Below are 16,660 nucleotides of genomic sequence, written 5' to 3'. Positions count from 1 at the left end.
GTTAGACGATTCACATTGATGCTAGTCATTATTTGACCATTTACTAAAATTCCTCAATTATTTCTTTACAATAATTAAAATTATCTTAATCAAACCTATATATTGTTTTAACTGTGTGCTAGTATTAAGAAAAAAGGCATATAATTGAGGGAAATATATACTTTGGTTTTCCCTAGCCTTACTACTTTTTCTACTATCGTTTACAACCGTAATTGATAAATTCTTCGTTTTTGTTCTCACTTCATTTGAAACAAAAGCTTACATAGAGTAGTCATATCATATTTAAGATTATTTCATAAAAACTTTAAAACGTGTCGAAAACAACAATATAAAATACACCACTCAAAGTGGTTCAAGTTCAAAAAAGTGGTGATAGATATACCTCAAAAGGCTGTCTATCGCTATTTGTGTTTCGTTAAGATATAAGTTTTAGTTGATCATTTAGAAAGGAGTACAGTATGAAAGTTAATATATTAGGTTTTAATTTGTTCGCTAAAGGCGGTACAACCAGAAGCAATATCAATCTCATTAAAGCGTTCCAACAAGCAGGGCACGATGTTACATATTTTAATTACTTACATTATGAAGATGAGGCGATTATGAAATTAGTAATCCATGAAAATATTAACCCTAAGCGCCTTGAAATCAAATCACATAAAGAAACGAAAGCCTTATCAGATGCGGATATTTTAATTCTGACAAGAGAGTCGTTATTCAAAATTGCAAGAGACGTTAAGAAGCATAATAAAAACATAAAAATTATCGGAGAGGTTCATGGACCATTATGGTATCTTGATGACGACGCAGACTTAGCTTTAGATGCGATCGATGCGGTACGTGTAAGCACTAAAGAAATACAAGAAGCATTTAGCAATAGATTCCATTACTCATCGGTTTTCCATTACTATGTCAATGCTGCGCATATTCAAATCAATGAACACCCTATCAATACTAAACGCAACTTGTTCATCAAATCTCGCTTTGAAGATGGCATCAAAGACATTTCTTATGTCATTAAACTGATGGACTACATCGTTAACATAAAACAAGACAAGGCTATTCAACTCTATATTCAAGGTTATGGTCCTTCTGAAGTTTTATATCAAAACTTAATTCACTACTATAACTTAGAAGATAATGTGCACTTAAATCAAAAGGTACCTCAAACCTATATCTATGTTTCCTCATCGCCTTATGAAACTTTGGGCTACTCCATATTAGAAGCTATGGCAACGGGTAATCAAGCACTTATTTATCCAGGTGATGACAATGTGTTACAAGCGATATATGAGAAATATCATAACGTTCACTTTATGAAAAAAGAAGTTGAACATGACTATTCAATATTAAAAAGCATGTTAGAACATAAATATACGAATGCTGAACGTCTTGAAGATGTTAACGCAATGAAAGCAGATTTCCAACCAGAAACATACGCAGAAGATTATCTAACCTTATTTAATAAGGCTATGTCGAACCGCTCGCTTTTACCGATTAAATTAGAACGCAAAATCAAAGGGTTTAATACGAACGGTCTTAAATTTTTAAACAAGCGGAAAAATGTATACAAGAAAATGATGAACCTTCCAGGTGTCAGAAAAGTATCTTCAAAATCCATTGTCAGAAAAGGAATGAAGAAAATCTACAACGTTCAAAAGAACGGTATGATAGAGCGCAACTTAGATAAAATCAAACCTAAGTCAGACAGAGTTTTCATTGAGTCATTCCACGGCAGTAATTTTAGCGGTGATCCAAAATACATTGCTCTTGCAATTCAAAACCAATTTAATGATAAGAAGATATTTGTCAGCTCTAGAAATGCCTTAGTAGATATTGAAATCAGAAATCACGGCTTTATACCTGTGCGTTTCGGTTCGTTGAACTACATGAAAACATTCAGATCCTGCAAATACGTCTTTATGAACGGCAATTCTTGGGATAGAGTCGACAAGGATAAAAGACAGGTCTTTGTTCAAACATGGCACGGCTTCCCATTGAAGAAAATGGTGAATAACCTCAATGATGAACAAGAAAGAAAAGCGCAGTTTCATGCTTTCAAACCAAGAATGAAGAAATGGGATTATTTATTAACTTCTTCTAAAACGAATAAGATGCTGCTGGAGTCGGCGTTTGATTTAGAGAAGAATAAAAAGTTAAAAGTCCTTCAGTTAGGGGCACCGCGGAATGAATATTTAATAAAAAATAATAATGAAGCGGAACGTACAAGAATCAGAAAGAAATACCTGCAAGTCGATGCGAAGGATAAGAAATTCGTACTTTATTGTCCAACTTGGAGAAAAGATAAGCGCAGCAGTATAACAGGTGTAGACTTGAAAGCTTTATTAGATCATTTACCTAGTGATTATGAAATCATCGTTAAACTCCATCCTAATGATTCTAACTTGCGTACTAAATACAATCAGCTAGATCCTCGTATTCATTGCTTTTTCAATGAGTTCGTAGATATTCAAGAATTGTATTTAATCAGCGATGTCATGATAACTGATTACTCATCAACTATCTTTGATTATGCACATTTAAACTTACCTATTTTACTATTACAAGAAGATAGTCAAAAATATCAAGATGAAATCGGTTTTTACTTTGATATCCATGAAGTTGGTGATTTCTTAACTGCATCTCAAAACGAAGCATTACTCGCTAAACAAATCACACATATCAGTCGAATAGACTATTCAAATTTAATCAATCGTTTAATGAATGAAGACGATTGGAACACTTCATTCAACATACTGCAAACAATTTTCAAAGATGACTCTAAACGAAAATACAATATCAACCACGAATCTTAAGTAGATATAGCTGTATAAATAAGATTAAGCGACTTTCAAAATACGAAAGTCGCTTCTATAGTTAACAATACTTTTTGGAGAATATGAGCGTACTTATTCAAAATTTGATGCATTAACTTTGTACCAATATCTTGATTTTGATAGTCATTTAAAACAAGAATACCCTGAATGTAATATTCTCAGATTTTATTTTATATGCTACTATACTCATAATTACTTATCCTCGCTTGGATTAAAGTAGATACTATCAGTAAAATAAATATTTTCTTTCTTTTTTTCAATAAAGGTATATTCTATATCTTTGGTCCCAACTGAAGAACCTTTTAAGTCACCAGTTCCTTTTAATAATAACTTCGGTGCTTTTTTCGTTGGAATATCATATCTTTTCCTCAATTGTTTTACATTATAATCGCTATTTTCTAAATCATATTCTGCTGAGTAGCTAGGTACATTAGGATTGTAAGATATATCTCCGCCTTTATACTTATCTAAATCTTTGAAGTCTGCATATTGCGCGAAAAATTTAAAGTCCGCTATTTCTTTTCTTATCTTACTATCTTCATTTTTATTAATAGGCACGATTTTATTGTTTTCCATCCTTACAGGATATTTTTTCTCATTTTCATGTGGTCTTCCTTTATCGTCGTCTGTAATTTTATAGGTTATATAATCACCTTTAGCTGTTCGTGTATTTCTATTTAGTTCTAATACCATTCCTCTACTTTCTAAATCTCCTCCTTTACGTTGTATAGACATTTCCGAATGTAGTAGCCATGTCCCTTTATCACCTTTTTCAAACTCTTCATCTCGATATCCTTCTTTATCGTATAAATCATCAAGATTCTTGATTGGATACATGCCTAGTGTTTTTTCAAAACTCTTTTTGATTTCTGCTTCTTTATTAATTTCTTTAACTATAATTACGCATCCACCTATAATAATCGCTAAAATTAAGAAACTTGTACACAAAACTATTATTCTTGAACGTTTCATACAGTCACAACTCTCTATCTATTTAAATTTTAAATATCTTATATACCTTTGCACCTCAAAGTTATTTTACATATTCTTTTTTACATTCACCTTTACTCATACTTACTTATCCTCGCTTGGATTAAAGTAGATACTATCAGCAAAATAAATGTTTTCTTGCTTGTTTTGAATAAAGTTATATTCTATATCTTTAGTCCCAACTGAAGAACCCTTTAAGTCACCTGTTCCTTTTAATAATAACTTTGGTGCTTTTTTTGTTGAGATATCATATCTTTTCCTTAATTGTTTTACATTATAATCGCTATTTTCTAAATCATATTCTGCAGAATAACTAGGCACATTGGGGTTGTAGGCTATATCTCCACCTTTATAATTATCTAAATCTTTGAAGTCTGCATATTGCGCGAAAAATTTAAAGTCTGCTATTTCTCTTTTTATCCTGCTATCTTCAATTTTCTCAATAGGTATGATTTTATTGTTTTCCATCTTTACCGGATATTTTTTCTTAATATTATGTATTCTTTTTTGATCATCTTCTCCAATTTTATTAATTATATAATTACCTTTAGCTGTTCGCGTATTTCTATTTAGCTCTAATACCATACCTTTACTTACTAAATCTCCACCTTTACGTTCTATATTCATTTCTGAATGTAGTAGCCAGGTCCCTTTATCACCCTTTTCAAACTCTTCATCTCGATATCCTTCTTTATCATATAGATCCTCTAGGTTTTTAATAGGGTACATGCCAAGTGTTTTTTCAAAACTCTTTTTTATTTCTGTTTCTTTATTGTTTTCTTTAACTATAATTACGCATCCACTTATAATAACTGCTAAAATCAAGAAACTTGTACACACAATTACTATTTTTGAACGTTTCATAACTTCACATCTCTCTGTTTATCTTAAATTTTGGTGATCCTGTTTACATATGTACTCTTACTTTAATCCAACTATACTCATATTTACTTATCCTCGCTTGGATTAAAGTAGATACTATCAGTAAAATAAATGTTTTCTTGCTTGTTTTGAATAAAGGTGAATTCTAAATCTTTAGTACCAACTGAAGAACCTTTTAAGTCACCTGTTCCTTTTAATAATAACTTGGGTGCTTTTTTCGTTGGAATATCATATCTTTTTCTTAATTGCTTTACATTATAATCGCTATTTTCTAAATCATATTCTGCAGAATAACTAGGGACATTGGGATTGTAGTCTATATCTCCACCTTTATACTTATCTAAATCTTTGAAATCTGCATACTATGCGAAAAATTTAAAATCCTCTATTTCTCTTTTTATCCTGCTATCTTCAATTTTCTCAATAGGTATGATTTTATTGTTTTCCATCTTTACAGGATATAATTTCTTAATATTTTGTGTTCTTCCTTTATTATCTTTTGTAATTCTCTTAGTTATATAATCACCTTTAGCTGTTCGTGTATTTCTATTTAGTTTTAATACCATACCTTTGCTTACTAAATCTCCCCCTTTATGTTGAATAGCCATTTTTGAAAATAGTAACCAGGTCCCTTTATCACCTTTTTCAAATTCTTCATCTCGATATCCTTCTTTATCATACAGATCCTCAAGATTTTTAATCGGATACATACTTAGTGTTTTTTCAAAACTCTTTTTGATTTCTGTTTCTTTATTGTTTTCTTTAACTATAATTACGAATCCACCTATAATAACCGCTAAGATTAAGAAGCTTGTACACACAATTACTATCTTTGAACGTTTCATACAGTCACATCTCTCTATCTATCCTAAATTTTGAAAATCTTATATACCTTTGCACCTCAAAGTTATTTTACATATTCTTTTTTACATTCACCTTTACTCATACTTGCTTATCCTCGCTTGGATTAAAGCTTATACTATCAGTAAAAAAAATATTTTCTTGCTTATTTTCAACAAAAGTAAACTCTAAATCTTTAGTACCAACTGAAGATCCTTTTAAGTCACCTGTACCTTTCAATAATAACTTGGGTGCTTTTTTCGTTGGAACATCATATCGTTTCCTTAATTGTTTTACATTATAATTGCTGTTTTTTAAATCATATTCTGCTGAGTAGCTAGGTACGTTTGGGTTATACGATGTATCCCCATCTTTATAATTATCTAAATCTTTAAAGTCTGCATATTGTGCAAAAAATTTAAAGTCTGCTATCTCTCTTTTTATCCTGCTATCTCCAATTTTCTCAATAGGTATGATTTTATCGTTTTCCATCTTTATCGGATATTTTTTCTTATTATTGTGTGGTCTACCGTTATTGTCATATGTAATTTTGTTGGTTATATAATCACCTTTGGCTGTTCGTGTATTTCTATTTAGTTTTAACACCATACCTCTAGTTTCTAAATCTTCTCCTTTACGTTGTATAGCCATTTCCGAGTATAGTAACCAGGTCCCTTTATCACCCTTTTCAAACTCTTCATCTCGATAACCCTCTTTATCATACAGATCCTCAAGGTTTTTAATCGGATACATACTTAGTGTTTTTTCAAAACTCTTTTTTATTTCTGTTTCTTTATTGTTTTCTTTAACTATAATTACGCATCCACCTATAATAATCGCTAAGATTAAGAAGCTTGTACACACAATTACTATCTTTGAATGTTTCATAACTTCACATCTCTCTGTTTGTCATAAATTTTGAAGTTCCTCTATACAAAAGCGAACGCTAAGGCGTTTTTACTAACAACTGTTTTTATATTATCAAACAATATATATCTAATCCATTTAATATTTTAGTTTAATTCATATTTACATATTATTATTAGTCTTAACAAAAGCTTCATCATTTATGATAAGCTTCTGCTTATCAGTTAATGATGCGGTTTTTGAAAAATAACTACAGAAATTTATAGAAGAACAACAAGACTCAAACACTATATCATATAATAAGTTCTTAGAAGCTTACAAAGTAGACACGTCTTCTGATTAAACTAATACAGTTGATGAATTAACAGAAAATCCAGTATGTATTGAGTACATAAGAGATCAAACAGAAGCTAGAGAAAAAGATCAAGGTAGAACTTATTAAGCATATTAAATTAATTAACTTGATACTTTTCAATAAAAAACAGAGCACCTCCATAACGTGGAGGATGCTCTATTTTTTTATAACGCATTTACTAATCTTTCAAATTCATCTTTATTAATATTAATACCTTCAAGATTAACATTTGCTAAATTAGGGTGTTGACCGCTTGTTAGGACATATACTTCAATATGTGGACATGTTTCATTAACGATAGGCATGATTTCTTCATCAAACCGCTTCGGTCCATTGTTTTCACTGTAAATCACAACATGAAATTTAATATCATCAGCTATATTCATAGGAATTCTGTCTTCTCTCTTTCTAGACAATACACACTGTTTTCCTACGATATTTGAAATCCATTCTTCTTTCTTTCGGCAATAATCTATAAAATCTTTTCTTTGATATCCTAAGTCCATCTTCACTTCTAGTATATTTTTAATTTCATTATCTTCACAAATTAATAAATCCGGATATCTTGTACTTAAAGATTTATCAATCATAGATAAAGGCTGATCAATAAATATTTGGACACCTTCCAATCTACTAATCAAATAAGCACCCAGCAAGTCTTCTCCAATACCTGAAATACTATGATTACGTCCTCGATATAAATTTTCATGAGGGTAAGTAGGCTTTCCTGCTTCTTTATATGCCTTTACAAGATGTTCGATAACTTCCACTTCAGTGAATTTCATACTCAATCACCCTATCTATAGATATTCTATATTTCAACACACAAAGTATAGCACACGTTTGAAAGTACAAATGCAAAAACCCTCCTAATAAATTAAGAGGGTTGAATGGTAGTTTATAAAATATTAAATTATTTGCTATTATGATTAACTATTTTAGTTAATTCTTTGATTGTTAAAGGTTGTTTAGCATTTCTATGAATCATTTTGTGGCAATTAGAACATAGTGGGACTAAATCTTTAAGTGGATCTACTGTAACCTCTTTTTTTATAGAAAACATCGGTTTTAAATGGTGAATTTCAATAAAACCCTCGCCTAAATCGCCATACTTAGCTTTAAAGTCAAATCCACATACTTTACATGTAGTTCCATGTAATTTAATAGCTTCATTTCTTAATGCCTGATTTCTCTCATATTTAATACCATACTGTACATATGGTTTACCTTCGACATATTCAGTGTTTTCTAATTCATTATCTAAATTTAAAATATTCGTTTTCAAGACTTTTTGTATATAACTTTTTAAAGGTTCCTTTAAAGTCATAGGACCTTGAACATTACCTTTTAACCCGTTATCTTGTAAAAATTCTAAATCTAATTGGTCATCATCAAGTTTGTTTAATAACTCTAATTCCATGTAATTACCATAGTTAATATAATTATCACCCTTGATAACAAATTGACTATCATCAATTGTTGACTTAGGTTTGTTAATTTCTTTAATCAAACATTGATATTTAATACTCTTAATAGGTGCGGAGATGTATATATAAAGAACATCACCTTTCTTGACCTTCTTTAAATTCGGACTTTGCTTCCAATCAATAACATCTAACTTATCAAACGCTGCAACTACATTATAGAATTTAACATTACAAGGTATAACCCATTGAGTATTTGTCATATTCATTCCCCTTTTGTAATAACTAGTTGGCATGGCCTTAAAAATCTATTAGTAATGTCACTCAAATTATTAATACGATTGTTATCTTTATCACTCCAATAAAACATATGGCTTTTTAATATATTACCATCATTATTAGAGATATAATGCGTTTCTACGCATTACTTAAAACGAATAATTGTATGTATCGAAATAGACCTGTATAGTTTTGTTTTCGATAACTCATAACTTGATTAAATGCTTCAATTATGTCTACACCACGACGCTTAAGTTCAATTTGAGCTAAAGGCAATCCATTCACTAATATTGCGACATCATATCTTGCTTTATATTTATCATTTATCGATAGTTGATTTGTAATTTGGAATTTGTTTTTACACTAATTTTTTGTGTCTAAAAAGGATAAATATTCTTCGGTTTCATCATTACGCTTTAAAGGCAATTTATCGCGTAGAATACGTGCACTTTCAAAAATACTTTTACCATTAATCATCGTTAATAAGCATTGAAACTCTTTATCTGTTAATGGTTGATTTTTGAATTTATCAGCATGACGTTCATTGAGAATAGCACGGAAATTATCCAATAATTGCTGTTCATTTCTAATCGTTACAGTTTCATAGCCATTTAATTCTAACTGTTCCATCATTTCATTTTATAGAGTAAATTCACTTTGGTATACCATAACATCCCCTACCTTTGTTTCTACTACAATTAATTATACTATATTATTGTATTCATATTGTTTGAGTTTTATAAATATTTTTTATGAGTATTTCTTTATTTTAAGCAAATAATGTAACCTCCGCTTTGATAGGATCATAGTTCAGTTTAAACCTTTGGATTTGGATTTCCATCGGTAAATCTTTTCCTGAAAGAGTCTCACCTTGTATCTTTACAAGGAGTTTTGGTGGGCTGATAATATAGCCAAATAGATAGAAATTAGTAGCATAACTAAATTCACTCGGTATACTAACTAAAAGATCACTTTCTTTCGAAACGCCTTTTATTTTCATTTGTTTTGTATGTGTATTGAACGTAATTTCTTTGTTTGAAAATCCCCATTTATCATGTTCTGAGTAAAGATTACATATATTGTCATCACAATTAAATTCTCTTTTATAATCCTCAAATAGAATTCTTTGCTTGTGAGTTTTAAATTCATCCTTGTCCCATATAACTTCAGATTCGACAATTACATTCTTAGCTACTTCACCAACATTTTTTAAATATATAAAATTTTTATTTTGCCCTATAAAATGTGTTTTAGCTTTATCATTTGTTACTAAAGATGATTCATTGCTAAAGTTAAATATATCTATCTGTATACTATTCTTTATTAAAGTCTTTATTTAGCTCATATGAGTATTTAGTGCTATCAAACAAAAATAGTGGAGTATTAGAAATTCTTTTATGTTCTTCGGCTTTACCGTTATAATACATATTCGTTAAAAACGTAAGTAAGGAGATCACTAAAGAAAAGCCGGATATATACTTTGCTGTTTCTGGCTTAATAAGCATGAAAACTATTAATAAGATTAAAAATATAATGATAGTGTATATAAATTTTTTCATTTTGATCCCTCTATTAACTATTGATTTTTCTGAATTTTACAAGTTCTTCTTTTAAAACTTTAACTGTTCTTAGTTTTTAGCAAGCAAAGTAACATTAATTCCCTTTAAATAAAGTAAATTAAGTTAAAGATAAATTTATCTTATAGTATAATAAATATAAGTAAAATCTTAACTAAATGCACTAAAAAATAAGATTAACAAAAATTAATCACTAATTTGAAAGGATCTAATGTTATGAAACCTTTTGTGATCGACGAAAACTATTTTGACATTGAATATAACAAATTACTTACAGAGATCAATATATTTGATTTTTCAAAGGTTAATACTTTAGTAAGTGGATTGGACCAAATAGGTTCAAATGTACCATCCGCTATCAATTCAATACATGATACTTGTGAATATTTTTGCAATTCTTTTGTATGTTTGAAGTATGCACATAAAAATTTACCATATACAAATAATCTAGAGAAAAATTATTATTGGGTATTTTATTATCACAACATAGCCCTTCATTTTTTACATACTTTACACGATTTAATGTATACATTAGTAAGAGAATTAACCCATTCTTATGAAGTTAAATTAGAATTAGGTTTTAAAAGAGAACTAGTAGCTAAATTAAAGTCTTCTGACAATGAAACTTTTAACAAATTAGGGAATATACTTAATAAAAACAGTCCTATTCGTACCGTAAAGTATAGAGATGAATATACTCATAACATAACTCCATACCGATTAAATAGCCATCCCGAGAAAGATGAGCATGGAAATGCTTTTTTTAAAGCTAATAAACCAATGATTAATGATATTGAGGAAGCTATAAAAGACATAGAGTCTGATTTGGAAAAACTGCAAAAAAAGGCTAAGCATATTAAAACAGCACTTACCATCTTATAGTAGTTATACCATTCTAAATTCACCCAAAAACATTAAAATTTTATAGAAATGGATGATTAGTATGATAAAGAACAAATGGAAAATAGAATTATGGTTTCAGAAATTCAACTATTTTATACATAAAATCAGCAATGAGTTTGAGCCAGAAAGCATCATATTTGATAAAAATAACTTAATTAAAGGAAGATCATTACCTAATGAAACAGTTTATATTAGTTACTTCGTAAATCAACCAGATCAAATTATTGAACAACATACAGTGAAATCAAATTCAAACGGTATCTTTACTGACAATGTCCCAAATATATATCAATCAGAAATTTTTAAAAATGATAAATTATCATTTTTTATAGATAGTCAAAGTAAAATCGATATTGATGATATATCACAAGAAATCGTTGAAGAAGGCTCTTCCGTTCTCCTATCCTTAGATTTAAAAACAATAGAATCATACTTTGATGAATTCTTACTTGCCATTTCAGACAAAACAGAATTTGCTAAACAAACTGCTGAAAATGTAAGAAGACAAATAATGGGTGAGATAAATCTTAAAAAATGGGATATTCAAATTAAAATGAATAAAAACAAAGATAAATTAAATTCATCTTCAGAATTCAACAAACTTAAAAATGAAATTATAAAGAACCATCAAGACTTAACTGCAGAATCATATAATGACATTTTAATAAGTGATTTCTTAACTAAATATCTTGTATATAAAGAAAAGCAGGACTCCTATCTGGAAAAAGGCATATTAAGTCAAAATAAGTCAAACTATTTTATAAAATTAATTAATAAAAACTTAATTAAACAACGAAAAAGCGACTCCCAATATTTTGAAATTGCAAATAGTATTAAACCGTCAACTCATAAAAATGGTTCTTTAGAACAATCTGACAATATCGATCAATTCAGACAAGCTGCTATTGGTGTTTCACTTTATTTATACGATAAAAATGACCCTTACTTTAAATTTATTCGCAGCATTGCAAATGAAAGCTTGCGCAGAAAAACAATAACTGTTGATGACATTATACAGTCAAAAGAAAAAATTGATGAATTCATGGAGGAGGAAAATCTAATCAGTTATAATGAACTCTATTATAAGACAACTATTGAAGATACATTTCATTTCACCCTATTTACTGCTATTTCAGATTTATTAGACGAACTAGTTCAAACTGTGAGTACCATAATGCAAAAAGCAACAGAGCAAGACATACTAGTATCTTTACATATAATAAGTAATCTTAAACAGGACTTAAAAAGTTGGATTGAAAAATACGATCAAAAATCACAACATATAGAAAATTTAATTAATGGCTATGCTAGAAATTCAAATCTAAAATCGGTAATTGCTGAAACCATTCAAATGAATCGCAAGCTAACTTCAACTATTGAAAGTGAACTACTTTCAACACTTGCTGACTATGACATAAGCACATTTTATAATAGATATGGTTTGACCTCTAATCCTAACGATTTTCGTGATACATTAATGACTCAACTTATTAGTAAATTTTATGAATCACGTTTTAAAAACAGTAAAAAGCATAGAAATATTTATTTTTAATAAATTAATTACCTATCGAATACATGTATTCGATAGGTATTTTTTCTTTTAAATCCCTTTATATCAGTGTCCTAAAATTCCCCTGGAAAATTTGAAACTAAGCCTACTTGTGAGGGATTAGTATGTAATTACATCAAATTTGATGATTTTAATTATTAGGAGGAATTTTATATGAGCAAAAAAAGTTATTGCTTTCTTTTGTTAAAAAGACGCGCTTGTGGTGTTGCTTTTAATTTAGCAATTGGTAAAGATTTTACGTTTAACGATTTAAATTTGGCGTCCAACGTTACATGTTCAACTGACGTACAACAAGATGTTGGTCGCTGGTTTGCATACTTTGTAAAGAACACGCCAAGTGTTCCATTTGTCATTATTGGTAAGAATAGCAACGGGAACTTAGTGTATCGTAAAACAGGACCAAATCCAATGCGTCACAAAAGTAACTGGAAAGGCGGTAACAACTAATGACTAACAACATATTCAAGCAATATCCATACTGGTTAGATTCAACTGCATGGTATGAACTTATTCGAGCAAAAAACAAAAATGACGAAGATAAGATAATTCGTTTATCTAGTCCAATCATCATAGAAAACAAATTTCTCGACCCTACTACAGGGGTTGAGAAATTGACTATCACGGATGGCAAAAATATTGAACGTATTGAAACGTCAGATATTCTAACGACACAAAAGTTACCTAGACTGGTTATGTTTGGGTTCAGCATCAATGAAAAGTACATTAAATCGCTAGGTAATGCACTACAATTAATGCGTCAATCACTGCCCATTTCTACATTGTATACAGGTGTAGGTGTCTTAAGTACTGATGAAGGTACTGTCATTTCATTAGATGAACCATATCTTTCAAAAGACATCGAGCAGTCTCAGGCTGATGAAATCATTTGTGAAACAAAGTATGACTTACAACCTAAAGGTACATTTGAAGGCTGGTGGCAAATGTATCTTGATGAAGTAAAAGGAAACTTGTTACTGGAGCTTGCTGTGATATTTGGTGTTTCTTCATTAGTGACTGCGTTCTTAAAAACAAAGCATGAAGTCGAATATTTTGGCACGATATTTTCATTTATGGGGAACTCTAGTACGGGTAAATCGACTGCAGCGGCATTAGCAGTTTCAATAGCAGGGAATCCATCTAAAGGTGACCAAACATTATTCAGAGGTTGGAACGGCACCCGTAATGCAATTGAAGGATACTTAAGTAACAACTTTGGTGTTCCTATTGCCTTAGATGAATTATCAGCAGCTACCTTTAAAGATACAAATGGTTTACTTTATTCCCTAGCAGAGGGGCAAGGTCGTCTACGTGCTAATCGAGAAGGAAATGTAAAAAATCCTCACCACTTTGGATCTAGTGTGATTAGTACAGCAGAACACACAATATTCAAAGATGCTAGTGCAAATGATGGTTTGAGAGCAAGATGCATCGAAATTTCTGATGTCTTTACAACAAGTGCTGACAATGCGGACGCCATTAAAAAAGGAACATCAAAAAACTACGGACACGTAATGCCGTTAGTAGCTGAATATCTTCTAAATCGTGAATATGAAGTAATCAAGTGGTTTCATAGAGAACACGATTGGTTCAAAACACAACTTAACAATGAAACAAACAATGTAGGCATACGTATGTTCAAGCGCTACGCCACCATTATGGCATCAGCAAGAATATTAGTACGTGTAATTGCGACACCCATAGATTTGGATGCAGTTAGAGAGTATCTAGTTAGTTATCATGTAGATTCCGTAAGTGAACGCAGTTTGGCAGCCAAGGCGATTGATAGTGTGGTTCAGTTCGTGGCACGCAATCGTAGTAAGTTTGCGGAAAATGAAAAACTCTCCACAATGATTGAAAATTATGGCCTTATTGAGCTGAAAGACGATCACATCCAAGTCAAGATGCTTAAAGATGTTTTTAAACATATGCTAGAAGAAAACCAATATCAAGATGTAAAAAATGTAATAGATAGTTTAAGATCAGAAGGATATATCCAGATGGATTCCGATCGGATAGCCATCAAACGTAGTGTCAAAGATACTCAAGGAAAACCTAGGAGTATTGTATTCTATCATCTTAAATTGGATAAAGAACTTGCCCCTATTTTCGGCTTAAGCTCAAATTCAGAACCATTCACACTACCGCACTTTGATGGGAATACAAATCCAAATTTGCTTAATGACTTTGTTAATCAAGCCAGAGAAAAAGAAGCAAGTGACGATTTAGAACTATAAATTTGAATGTTATACCGCTACAACGCTATAAACGCGTTGTAGCTCATTAAATCAATCGGAGGAAAAAATTATGAACGTAATTGCATTAGCACATAATATTACAGATGAAAGAGAAGACCACTTGGATAAACAACCTATTGATACTGTAAGAGAATATTGTAAAAACAATGGTCTTAAGATCACTAAAATCTACGACGAAGAAAGCACCTTGGTAGATGATATTAACGATAATCATATTAAACCTAAACGTGTTGTCTTTTGGGGCACCTATGAAGATTATCCTAAGTTGGACAAACTCTGTTCAAAGCGAAAAATTAAATTCATTACAATATTTCCAATGTTGGTATAACACTTTTACTACTATAAAAGTCAATTGGGAGGAAGAATATGGACGAATTAATCACATTACTCGCTGATTTAGTGATTGAAGAAATTAATCATGCTGATGACTAATAATAACGCCCAACACCAGCAGGTGTTGGGCTCATCTATAAATTCGTTCATAAATATATATTATCACTTTGGAAGGAGGAAACAGGATGAAACAAGCAATAGGTTACTTACGACAGAGCACTACAAAGCAACAATCACTCTCGGCTCAGAAACAAACCATCAAAGCATTAGCCGAAAAGCATAATATTCAACACATTACCTTTTATAGCGATAAACAATCAGGTAGAACTGAAAATCGAACAGGTTACCAACAAATTACTGAACTGATTCAACAAGGACAATGTGACGTATTATGTTGCTATCGTCTGAATCGACTTCATCGTAATCTAAAAAATGCATTAAAACTCATGAAATTGTGTCAAACGTATCATGTTCATATCTTAAGCGTTCATGATGGCTACTTCGACATGGATAAAGCATTCGATCGGCTCAAACTCAATATTTTCATCAGCTTGGCTGAACTAGAATCTGATAATATAGGCGAACAAGTCAAAAATGGAATCAAAGAAAAAGCGAAACAAGGTAAACTGATTACAACACATGCACCCTTTGGGTATCACTATCATAATGGTACATTCACGATAGACACAGTAAAAGCACCAACAGTAAAAGCTGTGTTCAATTATTACATTCAAGGTAATGGTTATAAAAAAATTGCGCAATACTTAGAAGCTGATGATAAATTCATTAATCGCAAGCCTTATCAAGTGCGTAATATTATCCTTAACCCTAATTACTGTGGCCGTGTTATCAATCAATACGGACAATATGAAAACATGTTCCCAGCTATTGTCAGTACAACGATATACGAAGAAGCTCAAGTTACCCGAACTCAGAAACAAGTCAAACGTAAGCCGTCAGAAAATCAACTCAAACAAAAAATCAAATGTCCCTATTGTCATTCGACACTCACAAACATGACTGTCCGCAAACCAGATTATTCATTGCGTTACTATGTCTGTCCCCAAAATATGAATAACGCTCGCTTTGTTTGTGAATTTAAAGGAATCAACGCACAAGAATTAGAAACAAGTGTTTTAGCGACTTGTCAGGACTTCTTTCAAAATCAACAGCTCTATTCAAAAATAAACCATACTATTCAACAACGACTCAAAAGACAAAGAGATGTAGAAACTAAAACTACACTCAATCACGAGCAGCTGATAGAAAAATTAGCCCAAGGCAAAATTGATGCAGAAACGTTCAGAGAACAAACGCAATCATTACATCAACAATCAAAACCTATATCATCAATCAGTGCGTATCAAATTCAAAGAGCTTTTCAAAACATCATTCAACAACGTTTCACGTTAAACATGCTGAATCCCTATATTGATGTAATTAGTATTACTAAAAACAAAACCCTTGCGGGGATCTATTTCAAAAATGAACCTCTAAACATTGTCAATCAAACGACGCAATCATCGATTGCTTAATAGATGAAAGGATGAA

14 protein-coding genes and 2 pseudogenes are annotated in these 16,660 nt (G+C 30.8%); 7 read left to right on the top strand and 9 right to left on the bottom strand.

Annotated elements, in window-relative coordinates:
• Nucleotides 1-458 precede the first annotated feature (458 nt).
• The gene (locus DVJ99_RS10475) at nucleotides 459-2,813 is read left to right on the top strand and encodes a CDP-glycerol glycerophosphotransferase family protein (RefSeq protein WP_114604145.1); all 2,355 of its coding nucleotides are present in this window, start codon (nucleotides 459-461) and stop codon (nucleotides 2,811-2,813) included.
• Between the two features lie 35 nt (nucleotides 2,814-2,848).
• On the opposite strand, the gene DVJ99_RS13430 is transcribed toward DVJ99_RS10475, so the two are convergent.
• The 9 genes and pseudogenes from DVJ99_RS13430 to DVJ99_RS13335 all read right to left on the bottom strand — a co-directional run bounded on the left by DVJ99_RS13430 (nucleotide 2,849) and on the right by DVJ99_RS13335 (nucleotide 9,471).
• Nucleotides 2,849-2,983, bottom strand: coding sequence for a hypothetical protein (locus tag DVJ99_RS13430; RefSeq protein WP_346426308.1), 135 nt, complete (start codon nucleotides 2,981-2,983; stop codon nucleotides 2,849-2,851).
• A 43-nt stretch (nucleotides 2,984-3,026) separates the two neighbouring features.
• Nucleotides 3,027-3,806 carry a tandem-type lipoprotein gene (locus tag DVJ99_RS10465; protein WP_114604144.1) on the bottom strand — a complete coding sequence of 260 codons (780 nt, stop codon included), beginning with the start codon at nucleotides 3,804-3,806 and terminating at the stop codon, nucleotides 3,027-3,029.
• Nucleotides 3,807-3,908: 102 nt separating this feature from the next.
• Nucleotides 3,909-4,688, bottom strand: a complete 780-nt coding sequence (locus DVJ99_RS10460) for a tandem-type lipoprotein (RefSeq protein ID WP_114604143.1) — start codon at nucleotides 4,686-4,688, stop codon at nucleotides 3,909-3,911.
• Nucleotides 4,689-4,771: 83 nt separating this feature from the next.
• A pseudogene (locus tag DVJ99_RS10455) lies at nucleotides 4,772-5,551 on the bottom strand (tandem-type lipoprotein).
• Nucleotides 5,552-5,648: 97 nt separating this feature from the next.
• Nucleotides 5,649-6,434, bottom strand: a complete 786-nt coding sequence (locus DVJ99_RS10450; protein ID WP_114604142.1) for a tandem-type lipoprotein — start codon at nucleotides 6,432-6,434, stop codon at nucleotides 5,649-5,651.
• A gap of 498 nt (nucleotides 6,435-6,932) precedes the next feature.
• The gene (locus tag DVJ99_RS10445) at nucleotides 6,933-7,553 is read right to left on the bottom strand and encodes a hypothetical protein (protein WP_084944759.1); all 621 of its coding nucleotides are present in this window, start codon (nucleotides 7,551-7,553) and stop codon (nucleotides 6,933-6,935) included.
• 128 nt (nucleotides 7,554-7,681) lie between these two features.
• Nucleotides 7,682-8,455: an HNH endonuclease gene (locus tag DVJ99_RS13340; RefSeq protein ID WP_240430836.1), complete on the bottom strand. Its 774-nt coding sequence runs from the start codon at nucleotides 8,453-8,455 to the stop codon at nucleotides 7,682-7,684.
• A 23-nt stretch (nucleotides 8,456-8,478) separates the two neighbouring features.
• Nucleotides 8,479-9,104, bottom strand: a pseudogene (locus DVJ99_RS10435) (type I restriction endonuclease); the annotation flags it as partial.
• Between the two features lie 136 nt (nucleotides 9,105-9,240).
• On the bottom strand, nucleotides 9,241-9,471 hold the full coding sequence (locus DVJ99_RS13335; RefSeq protein WP_232045965.1) for a hypothetical protein: 231 nt from the start codon (nucleotides 9,469-9,471) through the stop codon (nucleotides 9,241-9,243).
• Nucleotides 9,472-10,264: 793 nt separating this feature from the next.
• On the opposite strand from DVJ99_RS13335, the gene DVJ99_RS10425 reads away from it, so the two are divergent.
• From DVJ99_RS10425 to ccrA, 6 genes are all read left to right on the top strand, one after another.
• The gene (locus tag DVJ99_RS10425; RefSeq protein WP_114604141.1) at nucleotides 10,265-10,930 is read left to right on the top strand and encodes a Cthe_2314 family HEPN domain-containing protein; all 666 of its coding nucleotides are present in this window, start codon (nucleotides 10,265-10,267) and stop codon (nucleotides 10,928-10,930) included.
• 61 nt (nucleotides 10,931-10,991) lie between these two features.
• A complete protein-coding gene (locus DVJ99_RS10420; protein WP_114604140.1) occupies nucleotides 10,992-12,503 on the top strand; it encodes a hypothetical protein in 1,512 nt (503 codons plus the stop codon).
• Between the two features lie 171 nt (nucleotides 12,504-12,674).
• Nucleotides 12,675-12,968, top strand: a complete 294-nt coding sequence (gene ssb, locus DVJ99_RS10415) for a cassette chromosome ssDNA-binding protein (RefSeq protein WP_037576829.1) — start codon at nucleotides 12,675-12,677, stop codon at nucleotides 12,966-12,968.
• Nucleotides 12,968-14,755 carry a cassette chromosome replicative helicase gene (gene cch1 / locus DVJ99_RS10410; RefSeq protein WP_114604139.1) on the top strand — a complete coding sequence of 596 codons (1,788 nt, stop codon included), beginning with the start codon at nucleotides 12,968-12,970 and terminating at the stop codon, nucleotides 14,753-14,755. Before ssb ends, cch1 begins: the two co-directional genes overlap by 1 nt.
• Before the next feature lie 70 nt (nucleotides 14,756-14,825).
• On the top strand, nucleotides 14,826-15,104 hold the full coding sequence (locus DVJ99_RS10405) for a recombinase family protein (protein WP_114604138.1): 279 nt from the start codon (nucleotides 14,826-14,828) through the stop codon (nucleotides 15,102-15,104).
• 190 nt (nucleotides 15,105-15,294) lie between these two features.
• Complete coding sequence (gene ccrA, locus DVJ99_RS10400) at nucleotides 15,295-16,644, top strand: cassette chromosome recombinase CcrA (protein ID WP_114604137.1); 1,350 nt, start codon at nucleotides 15,295-15,297, stop codon at nucleotides 16,642-16,644.
• The last annotated feature ends 16 nt before the right edge of the window (nucleotides 16,645-16,660 follow it).

Source organism: Staphylococcus sp. EZ-P03 (genome assembly GCF_003344575.1).
Classification (GTDB): domain Bacteria; phylum Bacillota; class Bacilli; order Staphylococcales; family Staphylococcaceae; genus Staphylococcus; species Staphylococcus simulans_B.
This window is presented reverse-complemented; position numbering and strand designations above follow the sequence as displayed.